The sequence below is a fragment of the Acetohalobium arabaticum DSM 5501 genome, from assembly GCF_000144695.1.
In the GTDB taxonomy this organism is placed as follows: Bacteria; Bacillota; Halanaerobiia; order Halobacteroidales; family Acetohalobiaceae; genus Acetohalobium; species Acetohalobium arabaticum.
The window spans coordinates 2,155,958-2,178,498 of record NC_014378.1 but is presented as its reverse complement, the minus strand read 5'-3'; the positions used below and the strand labels follow the sequence as shown (position 1 = coordinate 2,178,498).

Sequence of the window (22,541 nt, the reverse complement as noted above, 5' to 3'; positions counted from 1 at the left end):
TTTTGGAACTGATGGTCATACCATCAGATGGGTGTATTAATTAGGGTTATTTTTATTAATAAAGCATATCATTAGGGGGAGTAGATTAATGGGGAACTTTAAAAATTTATCTTTAAAAAAGAAGATATTGTTGGGAATAGGCCTTAGTTTGTTAGTATCATTATTAGTTATAGGCTCCGGAATTCTTTTAAAGTTTAATTCTTTCCAGGAAACTAGCACGAAAACTTTAGAAAAGTTATTATTAAATGATGAACAAATGAGAATTAAGGATTCAGTACATACAGCTTCTCAATTGATGTCTGATATTTATGAAGAAAATAATGATAATCTATCTCAAGAGGAATTAAAAGAATTAATAGTAAGTACAAATAATAAAGTTGATTTTGGAGAAGCAGGATATTATTTTATCTATAATTATGAAGGAGAAGTTGTAGCCTTACCTCCTACTCCAGACAAGCAGGGGACCAATAGATGGGATCTGCAGGATGCCAATGGCAAGTATTTTATTAGAGATATTGTTAATACAGCTAAAGCTGGAGGAGGCTTTGTTGATTATATCTATGAACATCCTGAAACCGGCCAAGAAGAGAGTAAATTTGCTTATATTGAACCAATTGAAGGAACAGACTGGTTAATTGGCTCAGGTGCTTATGAGTCTGTGATTAATAGTAAATTAACTGAACCTAAAAAAGAGATCAGTAACTTTAAAAGTGAAACTTTAATCTTTATAGGAATAATTTTGGTTATATCTTTAGTAGTTATGTTTTTAATTATAAATTGGATTGCTAATTATATAAAGCGAAATTTAAATCCTGTCTTAGATGGAATGCATAGACTGGCTGCTGGAGATCTGCAGAATAAATTAGAAGTTAACAGTCAGGATGAATTAGGTAATTTAGCCCAGCAGTATAATGATGCAGTTGATCAGTTGAATGATTTAATAAGAGAGTTATTGGATAATATAGAAGATTTATCAGCCTATAGTGAAGAATTATCAGCTTCAGCTCAGGAGGGTAATGCAACTATAGAAACTACTAATGAATTAGTAGAAGATATATCAGCAAGTATTGAAGAAATATCAGCTAGCGCTGAGGAAGTGACCAGTTTTGCTCAAGAATCCAGTTCTAAAACTGAAGTTGGTAATGATAACATAGAAGAAACTTTAATCAGTATTAATGAAATTAACCAATCAATTGATGAAGCAGTAGGAATAATTAATGAACTGGATAATACTTCTCAGGAGATAGATAATATAGTTGAAATGATCACTAATATATCTGAACAGACTAACTTATTAGCTTTAAATGCAGCAATTGAAGCAGCTAGAGCAGGTGAAGCCGGCCAGGGATTTGCTGTTGTAGCAGAGGAAATTAGAGAATTAGCCGAGGAGACTAATGAAGCTACGGAACAAATTGCCAGTTTAATAGATAAAACTCAAAGTAAAACTGACACTGGTTTAAAAGCAGTCAAGGAAGTAAAAGAGAAAGCAACAAAGAGTCGGAAAGTAGCTACAGAAACCGGAGAGGTATTTGAAGAGATTCAGAATGCAAGTAATCAAACAGCAACCCAAATCGAACAGACTGCTGGTGCTACTCAAGATTTAGCGAAAAAAAGTGAACAGATAAATACAAGTACAGATGATATTCAGAATATGTCTAATGAAGTTACAGCTTCTTCGCAAGAATTAGCCAATATGGCTCAGAGACTGCAGGAGTTGGTTGATAAATTTAAAATCTAATGATCTGTAGGTATTTGCTTTAGCTTATACTTGACAATAATTAAAATCTGATTTATACTACGAATAGAATTAAATATTTCACTCTTAACCTCGTATAATCTCGAGAATAAGGCTCGAAAGTTTCTACCAGTCAGCCGTAAACTGACTGTCTACGAGATAGCGGTAGTTCTATGTTTATAGTATCCTATCTCCCAGTTTGGGTCTTGGTAATAAACTGGGAGTTTTCTATTTTAATATTATATTATTGATTTTCAGGAGGGAAAGCAATGGAAAATAAAGAGAAACAGGAGTTAATCTTAGTTCTAGATTTTGGAGCCCAATATAGCCAGTTGATTGCCCGCAGAGTTCGCGAGGCTAATGTCTATTCGCGACTACTGCCGTATGATGTTTCGGTAGAGAGAATCAAAGAATTAAATCCTGATGGTATCATCTTTTCTGGCGGACCGTCCAGTGTCTATAGCGAAGATGCACCTTATGTGGAGGAAGAGATATTTGATTTGGGGATTCCGATTTTAGGTATCTGTTATGGAATGCAGATGATGTGTCATCTATTACCCGGCGGTGAGGTTGAAGCAGCTGACCACCGTGAGTACGGTAATGCTGAGCTGACTATCAAACAAGGCTTAGATCTACTGGATGGGTTAGGTGATGAGCTTAAGTGCTGGATGAGCCACGGTGACCGCGTAGCTGAGATACCTGACGGCTTTGAAGTAATAGGCTATACCGATAATTCTCCCGTAGCGGCTGTCGGTAATTCGCAGCGTAAATTTTACGGAGTCCAATTCCATCCGGAGGTAGTACATACACCTCGGGGAAGAGAGATAATTGAAAACTTCCTCTTTAGAGTCTGTAACTGTTCCGGAAACTGGACAGCCTCTAACTTTATTGAAGAACAGATTGCTAAAATTAAAGAAGAGGTGGGCGACAGTCATGTAATCTGCGGTCTATCCGGCGGGGTCGATTCCTCGGTAGCAGCTGCTTTGGTTCATGAAGCAATCGGTGATCAACTGACCTGTATCTTTGTTGACCATGGTCTGCTGCGCAAGAATGAAGCTGAGGAAGTAAAGCAGACCTTCGGTCAGGAGTTTGATATGAATCTGATCTCTGTTGATGCCCAACAGCGCTTCTTTGCTAAGTTAGAAGGGGTTGATGATCCTGAAGAGAAGCGGAAGATAATCGGTAATGAGTTTATTGAAGTTTTTGATGAAGAGGCAGGTAAGTTAGGCGATATTGAATATTTAGTTCAGGGAACTATCTATTCCGATGTAATAGAAAGTGGAGGAACTGATGATTCAGCTACTATTAAAAGCCATCATAATGTAGGCGGCCTGCCTGAAGATATGAATCTGAAACTGATCGAGCCGCTGCGGAATATCTTTAAGGATGAAGTGAGAGAGGTAGGAGAAGAGTTAGGAATTCCAGCCGAGATAGTCTGGCGTCAGCCCTTTCCAGGACCCGGATTGGGAATTAGAGTCTTGGGCGAAGTTACTCCTGATAAAGTAACAATTGTTCAGGAAGCCGATGCAATTCTGCGGGAAGAGATCAAGAAGGCCGGTCTAAATAGAGAAATCTGGCAGTACTTTGCTGCTCTGCCGCCGATGCGCAGCGTAGGTGTGATGGGTGATGAGAGAACTTACAGTTATACTATCGGTATTAGAGCAGTCAAAAGTAAGGATGCTATGACAGCTGACTGGGCCAAACTGCCCCATGAATTATTAGAGAAGATATCTACCCGGATTACAAATGAGGTTAAAGAGGTTAATAGAGTAGTCTATGATATAACCTCCAAACCGCCGGCTACAATTGAATGGGAATAACACGAACATTTTTAATTAAATATTAAGGAGGAATAGTAAATTATGGAACGGGGATTTCTGGATCGATTTTTTAAACTGCAGGAGAATAATACGACGGTTAAGACAGAAATTATTGCTGGCTTAACTACCTTTATGACTATGGCTTACATTATTATTGTTAATCCTATGATTTTAAAGGATGCTGGAATGCCTTTTGAAGCTGTAATGGCAGCTACTGTTATTTCAGCGGCGGCTGCTACGTTAATTATGGGGCTGTATGCTAATTATCCCTTTGGTTTAGCACCGGGAATGGGACTGAATGCCTTCTTTGCTTATACAGTCGTTCTGGGTATGGGACTGAGCTGGCAGGCAGCCTTGGCGGCAGTATTCATTTCAGGTATTATCTTTATTATAATTACTGTTACCGGAATTAGAACTGCTATAGTTAATGCAATTCCGCTTTCTCTAAAGCGGGCTGTTAGTGCTGGAATTGGACTCTTTATTGCTCTGATTGGATTACAGAATGCTGGCGTTGTTGTATCCAGTGAAGCAACAATAATTACTTTAGCTGAAAATCTGCTTGAACCGAATACTCTTCTGGCTTTAATTGGATTACTAATTATCGGAATTCTGATGGCCCGCAAGGTTAAAGGATCAATCTTGATTGGAATTATATTGACTACTCTAATTGGGATTCCAATGGGAATAGTAAAGATTGAAGAAGGATTTACTCCGTTTGATTTAAAGCTTAGTTTAGAGACTTTTGGTGCTTTTACGGAAGGCTTTCCGGAACTGTTTGATTTCGGTATGCTGAATATTATTCTGGCCTTTACCTTTGTTGACTTATTTGATACTATTGGAACCTTAGTTGGAACCAGTGCTCGGGCCGGTATGTTAGACGAAGATGGTAAGCTGCCCCGCGTCGGTAAGGCATTAATGGCTGACTCAGTAGGAACTACATTTGGTTCTATGCTGGGAACCAGTACAGTAACTACTTATGTAGAGAGTACTGCTGGAATTATGGAAGGCGGAAGAACAGGTTTAACTGCTGTTGTAGTAGCGGTCTTATTCCTGGCTTCTTTAATAATCTCTCCGCTGGTATTATTAGTTCCAGAGGCAGCTACAGCTCCGGCTTTGATTATTGTTGGAGTCTTGATGATGGGAGCAATTACTGATATTGATTTTGAAGACTTCACAGAAGCATTTCCGGCTTTTATGACTATAGTTATGATGCCGTTTGCTTATAGTATTGCCGAAGGAATTGCAGCCGGATTAATTATCTATCCTGTAATGAAGTTGATTTCCGGCAGATCAGATGAAGTCCATCCCTTAGTTTATGTTTTAGCTCTACTCTTTATTTTAAGATATGCATTCATGTAATTATTTAAATTCATTATTAACTGCCTGGCTATCTAAATAGTTAGGCAGTTAATTTTTTAATTGAAAAAATAGGAAAATTAAATATTCTAATCTTTAATTATTTTACATAGAATGATATAATAATATTTGTAAGGGATCAGCTCTTAAAAAGAAGCTGTTTAAGACTTATATAAGTGAATATTAGAAATTATTGGTCTTCGAATCACCTTACCTGTGGATGGGGTTCTATGGTGAGTGGTCGGTAAGGTTTAAAAAGAAATTTTTAAGCCGCCTGTGTTTGGAAAGAAGACAGAAATAGGGGTCAGTATACTATCTGTCTGTCTTTAGTATACTGGCCCCTTTAAAGATTATTGGAAGGGGGGGTACTGTGAACGAAGCAGAAAGAATAGAAGAGATCAAGGACATGATTAACAAAGAGGCTGTTGATGGAGTAATTACTTGTGCTGTTGCTCATAAGATTGCCAAGAAGAAAAAAACATCTGTCAGAAAAGTAGGTGAATTGGTTGAAGAGCTGGATATTAAGATTAAAGAGTGCCAATTAGGCTGTTTTTAAATATGTATTACTGTAGGTAAAGAAAGGAGTCCAATGATGGATTTTTTCGAATTAGTTACTTCCAAGGAAGCATATCAGATTATTGAATCAAATATTAAGCTGAACAAAAAGACAGAGCAGATAAGAGTTACAGAAGGATTAGACCGAGTAGCTGCCTGTGATATATTGACAGCTGAAGACTTACCTGCTTTTACTAAGTCGACTATGGATGGTTATGCTGTTCAAGCCGAGGATACCTTTGGTGCCAGTGAAGAGCAGCCGCAGACTTTAGATATTATTGGAGAAGTAGAGATGGGAGTTAAACCTGAACTAAAGTTGAAAGCTGGACAAGCAGTAGAGATTCCAACCGGAGGTATGATTCCAGATGGAGCCGATTCTGTAGTGATGGTTGAAAAAACGGAAGCCAAAGCAGATGAGGTTAGAGTCTATACTTCTGTTTCTCCCGGGGCTAATATAGTACAGAAGGGCAGCGATATTCGCCAGGGGGAGACAGTAGTATCGGCTGACCACCGTCTGCGGCCGCAGGATGTAGGCGCTTTAGCCGGTCTAGGTATTGCTGAAATAGAGGTTTATAAGAAGCCTAAAGTAGGAATTATCTCTACAGGAAATGAATTAATTTCTCTAGATGATGAATTAAAGCCGGGACAGACGAGAGATATTAATACTTATTCACTAGCTTCGTTAGTGGAAAGAACAGGAGCAATTCCTGTTCAGGGCGGAATTATAGAGGATAATGCTGAAACCTTAAAGCAGGCTCTTGTTGAACTGGCTGATGAGGTTGACTTTTTAGTTATCTCCGGCGGCAGTTCAGTAGGAGTCAAAGATGTTACGTATAATGTCTTGGAGGAAGTAGGGACTACAGATGTCTTGATTCACGGCATAGCTATTAAGCCGGGTAAACCGACGCTCTTTACTATGTTGGATGATCTGCCGGTTTATGGTCTGCCGGGCCATCCGGTTTCAGTAATGGTTACCTTTAAGAAGTTTGTAGCTCCTTATATCAAACACCAGATGGGAATCGAAGACTCACCATCTACAGTGAAGGCCGAGTTTGAACAGAATATTAGCTCGGATCCCGGCCGTGAGGATTATTTACGCGTTACGTTACAAGAAGGAGAGAGCGGCTTAGTAGCTAAACCGGTCCGCGGAGAATCAAGCCTAATTATGACTATGGTAGAGGCTGATGGTTTAGTTAAGGTTCCTTTGGCCAGGGAAGGTTTGACCGCAGGTGAAGAAGTTAAAGTAGAACTCTTTTAGGATGGGGTGGAAGAATGGAGAAAAGGAATATCTATCTCGATAAATTACCTTTAACAGAAGCTAAAGAGATAATTTTAAATAATCTAGCAGGTAATTATAGAGAGGCGACAGAAAGAGTAAAAGTAGAAGATGCTTCAGGACGAGTAACTGCCGAAGCTGTCTATGCTGAGGATTCTTCGCCTCATTATTATGCAGCAGCAATGGATGGATTTGCAGTTGATGTAGATAAGACCTTCGGTGCTAGTAAAAGGGATCCTAAAGAGCTGACTATCGGCCAGGAGGCCTTCTTTGTTGATACCGGCGATGCAGTTCCAGAAGGCTGTAATGGAGTTATTATGATCGAGGATGTGAATCAGCTGGATGAGGCCACTATTGAGATTACAGCATCGGTAGCGCCAGGCCAGCATATTAGATCGATAGGCGAGGATATTCTTGCTTCTCAGCTTTTGGCCCCGGTTAATACTAAGTTAGGACCGTCCGAGATCGGCGGTTTACTGGCCGGCGGCATTACAGAAATAGAGGTTAGAAAAGAGCCTGAAGTAGCTATTCTGCCGACGGGAACAGAATTAGTCGACCCCGGTAGTTCGCTGCAGCCCGGAGAGATTGTCGAATATAATTCACGGGTGATAGCCAGCCAGATAAGAGAGTGGGGAGCAGTTCCGGTTAAGGCGGATAAAGTAGAGGATGACTATGAGTTAATTAAAAACCGAGTCGACCGGTTAAGCCAGCAGTATGATTTAGTCTTAATTATTGCCGGCTCTTCGGCTGGAGCTGAGGATTATACTTCTCAGGTGATTGAGAATCTAGGTGAGTTATTATTTCATGGTGTAGCTATCAAACCCGGTAAGCCTTTGATGGCCGGAGTAATCAATGAGAAACTGGTTATCGGGTTACCTGGTTATCCTGTTTCAGCCTATTTAGGTACTCAGTTATTTGTGAGGCCGGTTATAGAAAGGCTGCTAGGACTAACTTGCAGCCAGCCTGAGAAAGTTAAGGCTGAATTAACTCAGAATTTAACCTCTAAACTGGGAGAAGAGGAGTTTGTTCGGGTTAATGTAGCCCACATAGATGGAGACTTGAAAGCGGTTCCTCTTCAGCGGGGAGCCGGTGTGATTAATTCAGTAATGAAGTCCGATGGCTTTATTAGAATTCCTGCTCTCAAGCAGGGTATGAAGCAGAATAAGCAGGTTGAAGTTGAATTACGAAGGGATATAGATTATAATCAGAATCTATTGATAGCCGGCGAAGAGGATTTAGCCTATGAGCTTCTCTGTAATCAGATTAAGTTACAGGGGGTTGGGCTGAATCTGAAGTTCAAGAATATGGCTAGTGAGACTGCTGTTGATACTTTAGAACAGAAAGCAGCAAATGCAGCTTTAGTGAAGACAGTTGGAATGAGGCAGGAAACGGTAGTAGTTAACTTAGCAGTGAGCGAGGTAGGTTTGGTAGTTCGACCGGATAATTCCCTTGGAATTAATGGAGTTGAGGATTTAAGTCAGGAAGGGCTTTCCTTTGTTAATCAACAGCAGGGAAGAGCGGCCCGGCGTCTGCTGGATAGTAGATTAGAAACAGCTGGGATTAATACTCAAGAGATAGTAGGCTACAGGCAGGAAGAGATTACAGGGCGAGATGCAGCTAATTTAGTTAAAGAAGGAATTATAGATGTAGGTTTAGCCAGCCGAGGTGTAGCTGAATTATTTAATTTGGATTTTATCAGTTTAGGCCAGATTACTTCCAGTTTAGTTATTCTTGAAAGTGAAGTAGAAAGAGAAGAGCTCAAGAAATTATTGGAAGTGGTTAGGAGCAATGAATATAAATCTCAACTACAGAAGATAGCTGGATATAATACAGAAGACTGTGGAGAAATTATCGATAGAAAGTAGGTGCAACCAATGGAGGATAAATTTGGGCGGGAGATAGATTATCTACGGGTCTCAGTAACTGATCGCTGTAATCTACGCTGTTTTTACTGTATGCCTGAGGATGGAATAGACCTAAAAACGCATGATGAGATTTTAAGATATGAAGAGTTATATGATATAATTGAGTCAGCAGTTAAATTAGGATTTAAAAAGATTAGATTAACTGGTGGAGAACCGCTAGTGCGCAAAGGATTAGTTAGCTTTATTGAAGAATTGGAACAGCTGGAGATTGAGGATTTAGCTTTGACAACTAACGGTACTTTATTGGCAGAGTATGCAGCTGAGTTAAAGACAGCAGGACTTGATAGAGTTAATATCAGTCTGGATACTTTACAGCCTGGTAAGTTTGGTGAAATAACCTGTAGTGATAAGTATTCTTTATCAGATGTGATTAGGGGAATTAAAGAAGCTAAAAAGGTTGGTTTAACTCCAGTTAAGTTGAATGTAGTTTTAATTAAAGGAGTTAATGATAATGAAGTAGAGGATTTTGCCCGCATGACTCTGGATCATGATATAACAGTTCGCTTTATAGAAGTGATGCCGCTTGGTGATAATGATAAGTGGGCTAAAGAACATTATATTTCGATTGCTGAGATTAAAGAAGGGCTTAATCAACTGGGTTCTCTTATCCCGGTTAAAGAAGGAATCGGTAATGGTCCGGCTAAATATTATAAGCTTCCTAATGCTGTTGGTAAACTAGGCTTTATCAGTCCAATTTCAGACCATTACTGCAGATCCTGTAATCGGATTAGGCTGACGGCTGATGGATTTTTAAAGCCCTGTCTCCTGGCTGATAAAGAGTTCAATATTAGAAAAGTTATTCGTTCTAGCAGTAAATCTAAGAATTTAATGGAGACTTTAAGACAGGTAGTTCTAGTTAAACCTAAACAGGGTTTAGGAGATAAAGTAGATACTGATTTTGAAGTAAATAAACGTCAGATGTCACAGATAGGAGGATAGAAGATGACTACAGAAGAGAAAAGCTTTACTCACTTTAATGAATCCGGTCGGGCTCAGATGGTGGATGTTAGTGACAAGCCGGTAACCAGCAGAAAGGCAGTAGCCGAAGGTAGGGTATATACCAGTCCAGAGACGATTGAGCGGATTGAATCTGACGGGATAGAAAAAGGCGATGTAATGGGAGTAGCCCAGATTGCCGGTATAATGAATGCTAAACGGACTAGCGAGATTATTCCTATGTGCCATCCATTGAATATCACAGGAGTCGACCTGGACTTTGAGATTAATAATGAAGAGAATTATATTCGGATTGTAGCCGAGGTGAAGATCAGTTCGCAGACAGGAGTGGAGATGGAGGCCTTGACGGCTGTCTCTACAGCTGCTTTAACTATTTATGATATGTGTAAAGCAGTGGATAAAGCAATGGAGATCGGTGAGATCAGATTATTAAAGAAGAGCGGCGGCCAAAGTGGAAATTTTAGGAGGGGTAAAATGTCAGAGATTGTAGCAGTTTCAGTTAGTGAGAGTAAGGGAGAACAGAAAGAGAATGTTGATTCAGCAGTATTGAAGGAGAATCATGGATTGACAGGAGATGCCCATGCAGGTGATTGGCACCGCCAGGTTAGTCTGCTGGCCCAGGAGAGTATTGATAAGATGAATAATCAGGGACTTGATGTTACGGCTGGTGACTTTGCAGAGAATCTGACTACCAAGGATATTGATCTATTGGAACTGGATCTAGGTACTCGAATCGAGATTGGTGGTCAGGCAGTATTAGAGATTACTCAACACGGCAAAGAGTGTCATGACAGATGTGCAGTTTATGAACAGGCAGGGGACTGTGTTATGCCGCGGGAAGGAATCTTTGCTAAAGTAATTACTGGCGGTGAAGTTAAGCCGGGAGATAAAATTGAGGTGTTGGATAATGATTAAGGTAGGAATCATTACCGCCAGTGATAAAGGCTCTAGAGGAGAACGAGAGGATAAAAGTGGACAGGTTATCGAGGAAGTAATAGCTGAGATAGAGGGTGAAGTAGTTAGCTATCAGGTAGTCCCTGATGAAAAGGAAGTTCTGAAGGCTAAGATGCTTAAGATGGTAACCGAGGATGGGGTTGATCTCTTATTGACTACAGGTGGAACAGGATTGGCCCCCCGCGATGTAACGCCTGATGCTACTTTGGAGTTGATCGAAAGAGAGGTGCCCGGTATAGCTGAAGCTATGAGAATGGAAAGCCTCCAGGTGACCGACCGTGCTATGTTATCACGGGCCAGAGCAGGAGTTATTAAGGAGACTCTAATTGTGAATCTGCCCGGAAGCCCTAAAGCCGTGCAGGAATGTTTAGAGGTTGTTATTCCAGCCTTGCCCCATGCTGTAGAACTAATTAAGGATGAAGTAGAGGACTGTGCCCGGTAATTGAATAACATACTTTAATACTTTAAAGCACTGGATTTTTTTCTTCAGATTAGTTATAATATAAATAAAGGGCTATTATCTGGAGGTGTTTCTGTGAGTTCCCATCTAAAGGATGAATTTACTGACCAATTATTTACAGCAGTTTTAGCTTTAGAATCAAATGAAGAAGCCTATAAGTTTTTTGAAGATATATGTACTATTAATGAAATTAAGGCTTTAGGACAGCGGTTACAGGTAGCCAAGATGTTAGATGAAGGAGCAACCTATGATAAGATTACTGAGACAACAGGTGCTAGTACGGCTACTATCAGCCGGGTTAAGCGGTTTTTAAATTATGGTGCTGGAGGTTATCAACTGATTCTGGATAGATTAGAGAAAAATGAATAATTGATAAATTCCTCTCTAATTAGACATACTAAGAAGTGGCTTAGTAGTTTAATGTAGGGAGGTTCTCTATGCAGATAGCCTTAGCAACTTTCAAGACCGGAGAAGGAAAAGAAGCGACTCAGTTATTGGAAGCACTGGAGGTAGATATTGCTGATTATAAGCTGCTTTCTTCTCCAACTGGAGATCTTTTAATTATAAATCTGTTATATGGAAATACTGATATAGTTTTGGATAATCTAGCAGAACGGTTTGATTTTGAGACCGATGATGACCGGAGCTTAATCGTCTTCAGCCCTGATACAGTGATTCCGTTCAATAAAGAGAAATTACAGGCTTCTTCATTTAAGGCCAACCGAGAATCCCTAGTAACTTATGCCCGAAATAATTCACTGATCGATGATAACTTTATATTATTAGCGATTATGGCGGCAGTGATTGCTTCTTTAGGGTTGATTCTTAATAATATTCCTGTAATTGTAGGTTCGATGATTATTGCACCTGTCTTCGGACCGATTGTAGCTATTGCAATTGGAATTGTGCTGGCTGATTTCAAATTAATGATGCAGGGAGTTCTTTCGGAAGCAACAGTATTATCAATAGCAGTAGTCGTAGGTTTGTTAATGGGGTTGATAGTTCCTAATGTAGTCATTAATTCTGCTTTAAAGACCAGAATGTTTCCCACAGTGGCTGATTTATTTGTAGCTTTGGCTGCTGGAAGTGCTGGAGCTTACTCTTTAATTTCAGGTGTTAAGAGCCAGTTAATTGGAGTAGTTATTGCTGCTGCCATAATTCCGGTGATGTGTACTATAGGTATCGGCATTTCACTGGCCAATTCAATGATGGTCGGCGGCGGTTTATTGCTCTTAGGCGGAAATTATCTTGCTTTAATCTTAGCAACTGTAGGTGTCTTCTACTTAAAAGGACTTAAGCCGCAGATCTGGTATAAGTTTAAAGCCCAGAAATTAGTAAAGAAGAGTCTAATTTTGATTGTAGTAGCAGTGATTATCTTAAGCTTACCCCTTTCCTGGATTACTTATCAGCGGATGATTAAAGAAAAACCGGAGGATAAGGTCCGCAAAATATACCGCAAAAAATTTGGTGATGAGTTAGAGACTGATCTGTTAAGCATTCAAGTGCAGGGTAAGGAAGTAGAGCTATTTTTATACACTCCGGATGAGACTGATGAATACTTCTTTAAATTGTTAGAAAAGAGAATCAAAGAGGAATTAGGTGGGGAGTATAGGGTTATCTTTGAAGTAGTTCCGACTAGAAGGTTCCAGTTTCCCTTGGGTTCAGATGAAAAAAGTTAGAGAGCTTATTGACAATCTGTTAAAATCATGTTATCATGATAACAGTTTAGATAAAGACAATTAAATATGATCTCTTATCGAGAGAGGCGGAGGGACTGGCCCGATGAAGCCCGGCAACCGATAGTATTAATCGATACTATGTCGGTGCCAAATCCTGCAGTAAAGAGATGATTCTTTTTACTGAAAGATGAGGGAGGTAGATAGATTCTTTAGACTATTAAACCTCTTCTCATTGAGAAGAGGTTTTTTGATTCTAAATCAAAAGGGTGGTAAATATGATAGAGATAAAGGGGTTAACCAAAGTATATGATAGTGAGGAAGGAGAGGTAGTTGCTCTAAAAGATATCAATCTAGAGATAGATAGAGATGATATCTTTGGAATTATTGGTCCTAGTGGAGCAGGTAAGAGTACCTTTATCCGCTGTTTGAATCTCTTAGAAGAGCCGACAGAAGGGAGAATGATTATCGATGGAGAGGATTTAACAGAGTTAAATACCGGTCAGTTAAGGCAGGCTAGAAAGAAGATTGGTATGATATTCCAGAATTTTAATTTGCTGCAGAGCAGAACTGTAGCAGATAATGTAGCCTTTCCTCTAGAGTTAGCTGATATTAATAAGTCTGAAATTGACAAGAAGGTTACTGAACTGCTGGAACTGGTAGGTTTGGCTGATAAGGCCAATAATTACCCTGCTCAGTTAAGCGGAGGACAGCAGCAGCGGGTAGGAATTGCCCGGGCTTTAGCTAATGATCCGAAGCTGCTGTTATGTGATGAAGCGACTTCTTCTCTTGATCCGGAGACAACTGATGCTATTTTGGATTTAATAAAGGATATCAATCAGCAGTTAGGAATTACAGTTGTTCTAATTACTCATGAGATGGAAGTCATTAAAAAGATCTGTAATAAAGTAGCTGTCCTGGAATCAGGCTCTATTGTTGAACAGGGAGAGACCATGCAGATCTTTATTAATCCGGAACATAAGACTACTAAACGGTTTGTGGAGAATATAGTTAATGCTGATATACCGGAAGAATTCTATCAGCGCAGTAGTGTCCTGGAAGCAGATGCTGATAGATTGATTAAAGTATCCTTTATCGGTGAATCAGTAGGACAGCCGATTATCTCGAAGGTGATTAAAGAATTCGGTGTCGATGCCAATATTCTATATGGAAATATAGATAAGATTCAGGAAGTCCACTTTGGAATTTTATTGATTGAATTAACCGGAAATGATTTTCAAGTTAAACAGACTATTGATTATCTACAACAGCAGGATTTACAGATTGAGGTGATTGAAAATGAACATTCTGTTAAAACAGTTAGTTAGTGATGGAGCTTTATTATGGCAGGGCTTATATGAAACTATCTATATGGTACTTGTTTCAATGGGAATTGCTACTTTATTTGGTATTCCGCTAGGAGTGGCGGTAGTAGTAACAGAGCCGGATAGAGTCTTGGAAAATAAGAAGGTTAATTTTGTCCTGGGAGCAATTATTAATGTTGCTCGTTCTATTCCCTTTATTATCTTGATGGTAGCAATTATTCCTGTTACCCGTCTGTTAGTAGGTACTTCTATTGGTACTACAGCAGCTATTGTACCGCTGGCAGTAGCCGCGATTCCTTTTATCGGGCGGGTAGTGGAGAATTCACTAAAAGAGGTTGATCCGGGCGTTATTGAAGCAGCAGAAGCTATGGGAGCTACACCCTGGGAGATTATCATTAAGGTATTAATTCCAGAGGCTCTGCCGTCTTTAATATTAGGGTTAACACTGACTATTATCAGTCTTATAGGTTTTTCAGCCATTGTTGGAGCAATTGGCGGCGGCGGTTTAGGTGATATAGCAATCAGATATGGTTATCAGCGTTTTCAAGGTGATATTATGTTAAAAACAGTGGTAATTCTGGTTATTTTAGTCCAGGTGATTCAGTCAATAGGTAACTGGCTGGCGAATAGGTTAAATAGAGCAGCTTAAATTAATTTAATTAATGAGGAGTGAGAATTTATGTTAAAGAGTAGAAAAGTTCTAACTGTAATTGGATTATTATTAGTAGTAGCTTTAGCAGCAGGATGCGGTGGTAATCAAACAGCAGAGCCCCAACAAGAAGCAGAAAAGACAGAATTGGTTGTAGGAGCAACGCCGGTGCCCCATGCAGAAATTCTAACTGAGATCAAGCCGCTGTTAGCTGAAGAAGGTATTGAATTAAAGATAAAGGAGTTTACTGATTATGTAACGCCTAATGTTGCCCTGGCTGACGGCAGTATTGATGCTAACTTCTTTCAGCATTTACCGTATCTGAATGACTTTAAGGAAGAGCGCGGACTGGATTTAACTTATACTACTAAGGTTCATATTGAGCCGATGGGTCTTTATTCAGAAAAGATCGAATCGCTGGATGAAATTGAAGAAGGAGCTACTATTGCCTTACCTAATGATGCGACCAATGAAGGACGGGCACTGTTATTATTAGCTGAAAATGGATTAATCAAACTGAATGAAGAGGCAGGAGTTAAGGCAACTCCGGTAGATATTGTAGAAAATCCAAAGGATTTGCAGTTTGAAGAGTTAGAATCAGCCCAGCTGCCTCGAGTTTTACCTGATGTTACAGCGGCGGTAATTAATACTAATTATGCCTTAGAAGGTAATTTAGTACCAACAGAAGATGCTATTATTATGGAAGATAGCCAATCGCCTTATGCTAATGTACTGGCAATTAGGACTGAAGATAAAAACAAAGAAGCACTACAGAAGCTAACTGATGTCTTGACTTCTGAGAAGGTTAAGAAGTTTATTAATGAAGAGTATGGAGGATCAATTGTTCCTACCTTTTAATCAATAAGTGTTAAGTAGTTTACAGGATCTCCTTTATTAGCAAAGGAGATCCTTTTAATTTTAAAGAAGTATAGTATTTAAGATAGCTATTAATTTAAGATTTATTATGGTTGATAATTTAAGGAGGTAGAAGGTTGGGTGATTTAAATAAAGAGGAATTAAAAAGATATACCAGGCAGATTAATTTGGAGGAAATCGGCAGGCAGGGCCAACAGCGTCTGAAGGAAAGCAGTATTTTAGTAGTAGGAGCAGGCGGATTAGGTTCGGCAGCAATCTATTATTTAGCTGCAGCCGGAATAGGACGGTTAGGCATTATTGATTATGATGAAGTAGAGGTCAGCAATCTCCAGCGCCAGATTCTACATACTACAGCTGATATAGGGAGAAATAAGGTTGACTCAGCTAAAGAAAGGATAGAAGAATTGAATCCTCATCTGGAGGTTGTAACTTATGATAGACGTTTGACTGAGGATAATGGAGTTGATTTAGTAAAAGAATATGATCTAGTTGTCGATGCTGTAGATAACTTTACAGCTAGATATTTAGTCAATGATGTCTGTGTTGAGGCTGGAATACCGCTAGTAGAAGCAGCAGTAGAGCAATATGAAGGACAGTTAATGCTGGTGGACAGCAGTCAGGGTCCTTGTTATCGCTGTATCTTTCCTGAAAAGCCTAAGAAGCCTGAAACAGAAGGGGTTGCTATTTTGGGAATTACAGCTGGAACAATAGGAACTCTGCAGGCAACAGAAGCTTTAAAGTTTATTTTGGGAATTGGTGAAACTATGATTGGGAAGCTATTAATCTATGATGGTCTGGATTTATCAATTAGAAAAATAAGAGTCAAGAAGAATCCTGATTGTTTGGTATGTAATACTTAGACAGATTGTCGAGAAAATAATTAGTGAGGAGGATACAGATGAAGAATTCAGATTCAAATTCTAATATAGTCTGGCATGAAGGAAAGATAACTTATGAGGATAGATGTAAGAATTTAGAACAGAAAGGTATAGTAGTCTGGTTTACTGGATTGTCAGGTTCCGGTAAGTCTACTATTGCTGTAGAAGTAGAGAGAGAATTGATCAAAACAGGGAAGGCTGTCTATAGGTTAGATGGAGATAATATACGCCACGGTTTAAATTCTGATCTTGGCTTTTCTGAAGAAGATAGAAATGAGAATATTCGGCGAATAGCTGAAGTGGCTGCTTTAATGAAGGATGCAGGATTGATAACATTGGCTTCTTTTATTTCACCATTCCAGGAGATGAGGAAGTTTGCCTGTAAGAAAGCAGGCGAGGAAAACTTTATTGAGGTTTATGTTAAGGCGGATGTAGAAACCTGTGCTCAAAGAGACCCAAAGGGATTATATGATAAGGCTAAACAAGGAGAAATAGATAACTTTACCGGAATATCCTCTCCCTATGAGGAACCTAAGAATCCGGAGCTAGTAATCGATACAACTAAACTATCCATTCAAGAGTCAGTACAGAAAGTGTTAGCAGAGATTAATGATCTAGTTTAGCAAAATATTAGTATCATATTATTATTGTAATTCACCCCTATGGAATTGATTTTGAGAATAGTTAAAGTGTTTTCGGGATATAATAAACTTGACCATAATTCTCTGATGGATTCTGTTTAATGAGGGGTGAATTATTAGTGAGAGTAAAATTAGAAATTGATGATAGAAAATCGGTTTTGGATATGATTGTACAGAAGGATATGACTATTGGCAGTCTAAAGGATAAGATGGATATGTCCCCGGAAGCTGTTGATCAAGTTATGGTTAATGGAGTTAGAAGATCAGAATATTATTCTTTAAATTCAGGAGACTGGATTACTTTTGAAATAGAAGGAACTACTAAAGGAGATAGTAAGCAGCGAGAATTACAATCAGAGATGGATTAATTCTTTCTATAACGGCAGTTATGCCGTTATATTTTTATTTATATTATTTATTATCTTCTGGAGGTGAAGAAATGAGAGCTATTTTAATTCTATTGGTTTCGTTAGTTCCGGGAATAATCTGGGTTTATTTCTTTTACCGGCAGGATAGGTATGAACCAGAGCCGGTTCGTTTAGTTATTAAAGCCTTTATTTATGGAGGATTAGCCATTATTCCGGTAGCAATAATTGAGTTTCCTTTTGCTGATCAGTTAACTGCAACTACGAATCCTGTGAAGCTGATTTTTTTAGCAGTAGTGATTGTAGGACTGCCTGAAGAATTTTTTAAATTAAGTGCTGTCTACTATGGATTCTATAATTCGGATGAATTTAATGAAGTAATGGACGGCATTATTTATTCTGTCAGTGCAGGTTTAGGTTTTGCAGTAATAGAAAATCTACTCTATACTGTTGTCTTTGGTTATCAGGTAGGAATGATGAGGGCCTTTGTGACTACTTTAGTCCATGCTTCCTTTTCTGGAATAGCCGGTTATTATTTAGGCTTAGCCAAAATGGAGGCTGAGTCTCAGCTTAAATTAATAACTATAGGCCTTGGACAGGCTGTTTTACTACATGGAATCTATGATTTTTTAGTAGTCAGCAATTTAATATCTATGTGGGGAGTTGTCTTTTTAATGCTGGCTTTTTATGTCTATTTAATTAAACTAATCAAAAAAGCTGATGCTATTTCTCCTTTTAAGCCTTAAAGAGTGCAGGAGTTTTGGATTTTGACTAGAAAGATTAGGGAGGGAGTGAAATAATTCGGATTATAAGGAGAGGTTAATTATGTCTAACTTGGATAAGAGTTATGATTTAGCAATTGTAGGTGCTGGTCCAGCTGGAATCTTTACTGCTCTGGAATTGATTAAGCAGGATAGTGGGCTTGATATTTTGATTCTAGAAAAGGGGTCAGATATTGACAGCCGCAGCTGTCCAGCTAAACAGGAGGGGATTAATTGTGTTGGCTGTGATAACTGTTCTATTGTCTGCGGCTGGGGAGGAGCAGGTGCTTTCAGTGATGGAAAGTTAACCTTGTCTCCGGAGATAGGAGGTAATCTAGGCGATTATATTGGTCAGGATAAATTAACTGAATTAGTTGATTATGTAGACCAGGAGTATCTTAAGTTTGGAGCCCCCCAAAAAGTATATAGTGCCAGTCAGGAAGCTTTAGAAGATATTCATTCTCAAGCCACTAAGGCTGAATTGGAGTTTATTCCCTCGAAAATTCGTCATTTAGGTACCGGTTATAGTAAAGAAATTTTGACGGCTATGCGGGACCATCTGCTGGAGAATGGAGTGGAAATTAGAATTGGCGCCTATGTAACAGAGATTATGGCTACTGATGGTCAGGTAGAGGGAGTAAAATTAGCTGATGGACAGAAGATTGCTGCTGATAATGTAGTTGTTGCTCCGGGTCGTGAGAATGCTGAATGGCTGAGCCAGGAGGCTGAAAGAATGGAAATCGATACTACTATCAATCCTGTTGATATCGGGGTTAGAGTTGAGGTTCCATCAGCAGTTTTAGAAGACTTAACTGATAAGGTTTATGAATCAAAATTCATCTATTATAACCCCAGCTTTGATGATAAGATACGGACCTTCTGTATGTGTCCTAACGGAGAAGTAGTAAGTGAGAATAATAATGGATTAATTACTGTTAACGGCCATAGTCATGCTGAAAAGAAGACGGATAATACTAATTTTGCTCTGTTAGTTAGTAAGACCTTTACTGAACCTTTTAAGGAACCTATTACTTACGGAAAGGATATTGCTAAGCTGGCTAATCTATTGGGCGGAGGAATATTAGTTCAGAGATTAGGTGACTTTTTAAATGGCCGTCGTTCTACTGAAAAGAGAATTCAGCGGGGATTAGTGGAGCCGACATTTAAAGATGCAACGCCGGGAGATTTAAGCTTAGTCTTGCCTTATCGACATATGACAGCTATTGTGGAGATGTTAGAGGCCTTAGATGAGATAACACCTGGAATTTATTCGCGCCATACTTTACTGTATGGGGTTGAAGTGAAGTTTTATTCTTCTCGACTGCAGGTACAGGATAACTTAGAGACTAAAATTGATAATCTCTATACTGCTGGTGATGGAGCAGGTATTACCCGTGGTTTAATTCAGGCTTCTGCTTCGGGAGTAGTGATTGCTCGGGATATTTTAGCTGCAGATTAATGTAAAATAAAGGACTTTTTTAATTCTTTTCGGTTGTTATATTATCGATGTTTTCTTTTAAATTAGAAAGCTTCAATAATCCAGTATGCTGTTCAGTAATTATGCCTTGTTTATTAATAAAGACTAGAGTAGGAATTGAATTAATCATCAATTCTTCCGTTAATTCGGTCCTTCTATCGATCAGCAGGGGGAAATTAAGGCTGTTTTCTTCTTTGATTTTCTTGAGTTTGGTTGGTTGAATATTGCCGATAGTAATTCCGTAGATATGAAGCTCTGTTTGGTATTCGGCTTTGAGCTGTTGTAATATTTCAAGCTGCTGCTGACAAATATTTGATTTTGGCAGCCAGAATAAGAGAATAGTCTTTCTATCTATTTCTGTATTAAGGTTAATTGTTCTGTTAGTAGCAGTTTTAATTTCTATGTCAGGAAGTTCAGTCTGCTGTTTGGATTGAGTAAAGAGTTTAGGAGTTAGAATCAAGCTAGTACTTATACCGCTAATAAGGCCTATAATTAATAAGACTAAAATAATTTTTTTCATACTTTCAACTCCTTTTTTACGTAAATTTATTAACCACAAGAAGAAATTAGAACTTCAAATCTGAATATTTTTAGTTTAGAGGAGGCATAACATGGAGATTCTAGATGGTTTAAACCCTCAGCAGAAGAAAGCTGTTAAACATAAAGATGGACCGCTGTTGGTTCTAGCTGGAGCCGGTAGCGGTAAGACTATGGTTTTAACACATCGAATAGCATATTTAATCCAACAATGTAATGTTGAACCTTATAATCTTTTAGCAGTTACCTTTACCAATAAGGCTGCTGAGGAGATGCGGGAGAGAATAGAGAAATTGATTGCTCAGGATAGTGAAGATATCTGGATGAGCACCTTTCATTCAATTGCTGTCCGTATCTTAAGGCGGGAGATTAATAAATTAGGCTATGACCGAAACTTTACTATCTATGATACTACTGATCAACAGGCTTTAATTAAGGATATAATTAAGAACCAGTTAGATCTGGACCCAAAGCAGTTTAAGCCGCGGTCAGTTTTAAATCAGATCAGTAATGCTAAAAATGATTTAATAGATGTATCTGCTTTTCAGCAGGGAGTTGGTAGTTACTTTGAAAGAGTGGTTGGAGAAATTTATGAATCATACCAACAGCAGCTTAAGGAGAATAATGCTTTAGATTTTGATGATCTAATTATGAAGACAGTAGAGCTGTTTGAAGAGTATGAATTAGTTCTGGAGTATTATCAGAACCGCTTTCGGTATATCCTAGTCGATGAGTATCAAGATGTTAACCATGCTCAGTATAGACTAATTAATCTACTGGCTGAAGACCATAAAAATATCTGTGTAGTAGGTGATGATGATCAGGGAATATATGGTTTTCGGGGGGCAGACATCAGTAATATTTTGGACTTCGAAGAGGATTATTCTCAGACAGAAATTATTAAATTAGAACAGAATTATCGATCTACAGAAAGAATACTGGATGCAGCCTATGAGGTAGTGCGGAATAATCGCGGCCGTAAGCCTAAGAAGCTGTGGACTGAAAATGATCAAGGGGCTCCTATCAAGCAGTATAAGGCGCGGGGTGAAACGGAAGAAGCAGAATATATTACTGAAGAAATTATGAAGCTTAGGGAAGAAGAAGCTTTGGATTATGATGACTTTGCTGTGTTATACCGGACTAATGCCCAATCAAGGGTGTTAGAGGAAGTATTTAGGAAACAAGGAATTCCCTATCGTATAATCGGAGGGCTTAAATTCTATGAGCGGAAAGAGATTAAAGATATCTTAGCTTATCTAAGAGTGCTTTATAATCCCAGTGATGATATCTGCCTCCAGCGAATCATTAATGTTCCTAAGCGAGGAATAGGAGCTACAACTGTGGGCCGGTTGAATAATTTTGCTGCTCAACATAATATCAGTCTTTATGAAGCAGTTCAGCGAGTCGAGGAAATAGATTCTATTAACAGCCGCTGTAGTGGACAGGTAAGAAGATTTAATGAACTGATGTCTTATTTTAGACAGAGAGCTGATGAACTTAATGCTTTAGAGCTGACTAAGGAATTATTGGATGAAACTGATTATCTAAAGAATTTACGACAAGAGGATACTGACCAGGCCCGCAGTCGAATAGAGAATATCAAAGAGTTATTAACAGATATTGAGGAATATATTGAGCAAGAAGGTGATATTACTCTCGGCGGTTACTTAGAGGAAGTAGCTTTGATTACTGATGTGGACAATCTGGAAGCTGAAGCATCAGCGGTAGTAATGATGACTCTCCATAGTGCTAAAGGTCTGGAGTTTCCGGTAGTCTTTTTAAGCGGAATGGAAGAAGGATTATTTCCCCACTCCCGCTCCTTTGATGATAAAGAAGCAATTGAAGAGGAGCGGAGGCTCTGTTATGTAGGAATGACACGAGCAGAAGAGAAGCTATACTTGACCCATGCTCTATCGCGTAAGATTTATGGTCAGCGCTCTTATAATCCGGTGTCTAGATTTATAGAAGAGATTCCGCAGCAGTTGTTTTGCACTAATGAAGAGAATGAGCAACAGCATAGTGATAAATCCCAGCCGGAATATACTGTTGGTGACCAGGTTAAACATCCTGAATGGGGAACAGGTAGGATTGTTAATACCGAAGCGAGCGGTCAAGATTTACAGGTAGCAGTTGCTTTTCCTGATCAGGGAATCAAGAAGTTATTGGTAGCTTATGCTTCTTTAGAAAAAGTGAATTAAGTAAACTAATTTATAAAAGTATGGTGTTTATTTTACAACACCATGCTTTTATTATTTTAAGAAAGAGGAGGTTGCTACTTATCTAAATATCCTTTATAATTGATGTTAAAATAATTAAGA

General features: G+C 38.9%; 21 protein-coding genes and 3 riboswitches. Of the genes, 20 read left to right on the top strand and 1 reads right to left on the bottom strand.

The genetic code is table 11. From position 1 onward, the window contains the following. The first annotated feature begins 88 nt into the window (after nt 1–88). From acear_RS10560 to acear_RS10470, 19 genes are all read left to right on the top strand, one after another. Nucleotides 89–1,738, top strand: coding sequence for a methyl-accepting chemotaxis protein (locus tag acear_RS10560; RefSeq protein WP_013279011.1), 1,650 nt, complete (start codon nt 89–91; stop codon nt 1,736–1,738). Nucleotides 1,739–1,808: 70 nt separating this feature from the next. Further along, nucleotides 1,809–1,910, top strand: a riboswitch (purine riboswitch). Nucleotides 1,911–2,004: 94 nt separating this feature from the next. Continuing rightward, on the top strand, nt 2,005–3,555 hold the full coding sequence (gene guaA, locus acear_RS10555; RefSeq protein WP_013279010.1) for a glutamine-hydrolyzing GMP synthase: 1,551 nt from the start codon (nt 2,005–2,007) through the stop codon (nt 3,553–3,555). 42 nt (nt 3,556–3,597) lie between these two features. Continuing rightward, entirely contained in the window at nt 3,598–4,914 is a 1,317-nt protein-coding gene (locus acear_RS10550) for an NCS2 family permease (protein ID WP_013279009.1), read from the top strand. A gap of 183 nt (nt 4,915–5,097) precedes the next feature. After that, nucleotides 5,098–5,218, top strand: a riboswitch (molybdenum cofactor riboswitch). A 63-nt stretch (nt 5,219–5,281) separates the two neighbouring features. Then, a complete protein-coding gene (locus acear_RS10545; RefSeq protein ID WP_013279008.1) occupies nt 5,282–5,467 on the top strand; it encodes a hypothetical protein in 186 nt (61 codons plus the stop codon). Between the two features lie 36 nt (nt 5,468–5,503). Continuing rightward, a complete protein-coding gene (locus acear_RS10540) occupies nt 5,504–6,724 on the top strand; it encodes a molybdopterin molybdotransferase MoeA (RefSeq protein ID WP_013279007.1) in 1,221 nt (406 codons plus the stop codon). A gap of 14 nt (nt 6,725–6,738) precedes the next feature. Beyond that, entirely contained in the window at nt 6,739–8,607 is a 1,869-nt protein-coding gene (locus acear_RS10535) for a molybdopterin biosynthesis protein (RefSeq protein WP_013279006.1), read from the top strand. 9 nt (nt 8,608–8,616) lie between these two features. Next, nucleotides 8,617–9,606: a GTP 3',8-cyclase MoaA gene (gene moaA, locus acear_RS10530; protein WP_013279005.1), complete on the top strand. Its 990-nt coding sequence runs from the start codon at nt 8,617–8,619 to the stop codon at nt 9,604–9,606. 3 nt (nt 9,607–9,609) lie between these two features. Then, nucleotides 9,610–10,539, top strand: a complete 930-nt coding sequence (locus acear_RS10525) for a cyclic pyranopterin monophosphate synthase MoaC/MOSC-domain-containing protein (protein ID WP_013279004.1) — start codon at nt 9,610–9,612, stop codon at nt 10,537–10,539. Beyond that, nucleotides 10,532–11,020 carry a MogA/MoaB family molybdenum cofactor biosynthesis protein gene (locus acear_RS10520; protein WP_013279003.1) on the top strand — a complete coding sequence of 163 codons (489 nt, stop codon included), beginning with the start codon at nt 10,532–10,534 and terminating at the stop codon, nt 11,018–11,020. The genes acear_RS10525 and acear_RS10520 overlap by 8 nt, the downstream gene beginning before the upstream one ends. 93 nt (nt 11,021–11,113) lie before the next feature. Beyond that, nucleotides 11,114–11,407 (top strand): YerC/YecD family TrpR-related protein, encoded by a 294-nt coding sequence (locus acear_RS10515; protein WP_013279002.1) that lies wholly within the window; start codon nt 11,114–11,116, stop codon nt 11,405–11,407. A gap of 68 nt (nt 11,408–11,475) precedes the next feature. After that, nucleotides 11,476–12,717 (top strand): TIGR00341 family protein, encoded by a 1,242-nt coding sequence (locus tag acear_RS10510; protein WP_013279001.1) that lies wholly within the window; start codon nt 11,476–11,478, stop codon nt 12,715–12,717. A 71-nt stretch (nt 12,718–12,788) separates the two neighbouring features. Beyond that, a riboswitch (SAM riboswitch) is annotated at nt 12,789–12,911 on the top strand. 81 nt (nt 12,912–12,992) lie between these two features. Further along, nucleotides 12,993–14,042: a methionine ABC transporter ATP-binding protein gene (locus acear_RS10505; RefSeq protein WP_013279000.1), complete on the top strand. Its 1,050-nt coding sequence runs from the start codon at nt 12,993–12,995 to the stop codon at nt 14,040–14,042. Further along, nucleotides 14,014–14,688 (top strand): methionine ABC transporter permease, encoded by a 675-nt coding sequence (locus acear_RS10500; protein WP_013278999.1) that lies wholly within the window; start codon nt 14,014–14,016, stop codon nt 14,686–14,688. The genes acear_RS10505 and acear_RS10500 overlap by 29 nt, the downstream gene beginning before the upstream one ends. Before the next feature lie 30 nt (nt 14,689–14,718). Next, the gene (locus acear_RS10495; protein WP_013278998.1) at nt 14,719–15,546 is read left to right on the top strand and encodes a MetQ/NlpA family ABC transporter substrate-binding protein; all 828 of its coding nucleotides are present in this window, start codon (nt 14,719–14,721) and stop codon (nt 15,544–15,546) included. A gap of 134 nt (nt 15,547–15,680) precedes the next feature. Beyond that, nucleotides 15,681–16,424 carry a HesA/MoeB/ThiF family protein gene (locus tag acear_RS10490; protein WP_013278997.1) on the top strand — a complete coding sequence of 248 codons (744 nt, stop codon included), beginning with the start codon at nt 15,681–15,683 and terminating at the stop codon, nt 16,422–16,424. Between the two features lie 38 nt (nt 16,425–16,462). Continuing rightward, nucleotides 16,463–17,065, top strand: coding sequence for an adenylyl-sulfate kinase (gene cysC, locus acear_RS10485; protein WP_013278996.1), 603 nt, complete (start codon nt 16,463–16,465; stop codon nt 17,063–17,065). A gap of 137 nt (nt 17,066–17,202) precedes the next feature. After that, the gene (locus tag acear_RS10480) at nt 17,203–17,451 is read left to right on the top strand and encodes a hypothetical protein (RefSeq protein WP_041667375.1); all 249 of its coding nucleotides are present in this window, start codon (nt 17,203–17,205) and stop codon (nt 17,449–17,451) included. A gap of 71 nt (nt 17,452–17,522) precedes the next feature. Next, nucleotides 17,523–18,194 (top strand): PrsW family intramembrane metalloprotease, encoded by a 672-nt coding sequence (locus acear_RS10475; RefSeq protein ID WP_013278994.1) that lies wholly within the window; start codon nt 17,523–17,525, stop codon nt 18,192–18,194. 79 nt (nt 18,195–18,273) lie between these two features. Beyond that, nucleotides 18,274–19,668, top strand: a complete 1,395-nt coding sequence (locus acear_RS10470) for an NAD(P)/FAD-dependent oxidoreductase (RefSeq protein ID WP_013278993.1) — start codon at nt 18,274–18,276, stop codon at nt 19,666–19,668. Between the two features lie 19 nt (nt 19,669–19,687). Here acear_RS10470 and acear_RS10465 read toward each other — a convergent pair whose 3' ends face one another. Beyond that, nucleotides 19,688–20,206: a TlpA family protein disulfide reductase gene (locus acear_RS10465; RefSeq protein WP_013278992.1), complete on the bottom strand. Its 519-nt coding sequence runs from the start codon at nt 20,204–20,206 to the stop codon at nt 19,688–19,690. Nucleotides 20,207–20,297: 91 nt separating this feature from the next. Here acear_RS10465 and pcrA point away from each other — a divergent pair, with 91 nt between their 5' ends. Beyond that, on the top strand, nt 20,298–22,421 hold the full coding sequence (gene pcrA / locus acear_RS10460) for a DNA helicase PcrA (RefSeq protein ID WP_013278991.1): 2,124 nt from the start codon (nt 20,298–20,300) through the stop codon (nt 22,419–22,421). Nucleotides 22,422–22,541: the final 120 nt, after the last annotated feature.

What these genes read in the sequence shown, in the direction of transcription:
- acear_RS10560 (WP_013279011.1), top strand. Translation starts at nt 89, where the DNA reads ATGGGGAACTTTAAAAATTTATCTTTAAAAAAGAAGATATTGTTGGGA.
- guaA (WP_013279010.1), top strand. Translation starts at nt 2,005, where the DNA reads ATGGAAAATAAAGAGAAACAGGAGTTAATCTTAGTTCTAGATTTTGGA.
- acear_RS10550 (WP_013279009.1), top strand. Translation starts at nt 3,598, where the DNA reads ATGGAACGGGGATTTCTGGATCGATTTTTTAAACTGCAGGAGAATAAT.
- acear_RS10540 (WP_013279007.1), top strand. Translation starts at nt 5,504, where the DNA reads ATGGATTTTTTCGAATTAGTTACTTCCAAGGAAGCATATCAGATTATT.
- acear_RS10535 (WP_013279006.1), top strand. Translation starts at nt 6,739, where the DNA reads ATGGAGAAAAGGAATATCTATCTCGATAAATTACCTTTAACAGAAGCT.
- moaA (WP_013279005.1), top strand. Translation starts at nt 8,617, where the DNA reads ATGGAGGATAAATTTGGGCGGGAGATAGATTATCTACGGGTCTCAGTA.
- acear_RS10525 (WP_013279004.1), top strand. Translation starts at nt 9,610, where the DNA reads ATGACTACAGAAGAGAAAAGCTTTACTCACTTTAATGAATCCGGTCGG.
- acear_RS10520 (WP_013279003.1), top strand. Translation starts at nt 10,532, where the DNA reads ATGATTAAGGTAGGAATCATTACCGCCAGTGATAAAGGCTCTAGAGGA.
- acear_RS10510 (WP_013279001.1), top strand. Translation starts at nt 11,476, where the DNA reads ATGCAGATAGCCTTAGCAACTTTCAAGACCGGAGAAGGAAAAGAAGCG.
- acear_RS10505 (WP_013279000.1), top strand. Translation starts at nt 12,993, where the DNA reads ATGATAGAGATAAAGGGGTTAACCAAAGTATATGATAGTGAGGAAGGA.
- acear_RS10500 (WP_013278999.1), top strand. Translation starts at nt 14,014, where the DNA reads ATGAACATTCTGTTAAAACAGTTAGTTAGTGATGGAGCTTTATTATGG.
- acear_RS10495 (WP_013278998.1), top strand. Translation starts at nt 14,719, where the DNA reads ATGTTAAAGAGTAGAAAAGTTCTAACTGTAATTGGATTATTATTAGTA.
- cysC (WP_013278996.1), top strand. Translation starts at nt 16,463, where the DNA reads ATGAAGAATTCAGATTCAAATTCTAATATAGTCTGGCATGAAGGAAAG.
- acear_RS10475 (WP_013278994.1), top strand. Translation starts at nt 17,523, where the DNA reads ATGAGAGCTATTTTAATTCTATTGGTTTCGTTAGTTCCGGGAATAATC.
- acear_RS10470 (WP_013278993.1), top strand. Translation starts at nt 18,274, where the DNA reads ATGTCTAACTTGGATAAGAGTTATGATTTAGCAATTGTAGGTGCTGGT.
- acear_RS10465 (WP_013278992.1), bottom strand. Translation starts at nt 20,206, where the DNA reads ATGAAAAAAATTATTTTAGTCTTATTAATTATAGGCCTTATTAGCGGT.
- pcrA (WP_013278991.1), top strand. Translation starts at nt 20,298, where the DNA reads ATGGAGATTCTAGATGGTTTAAACCCTCAGCAGAAGAAAGCTGTTAAA.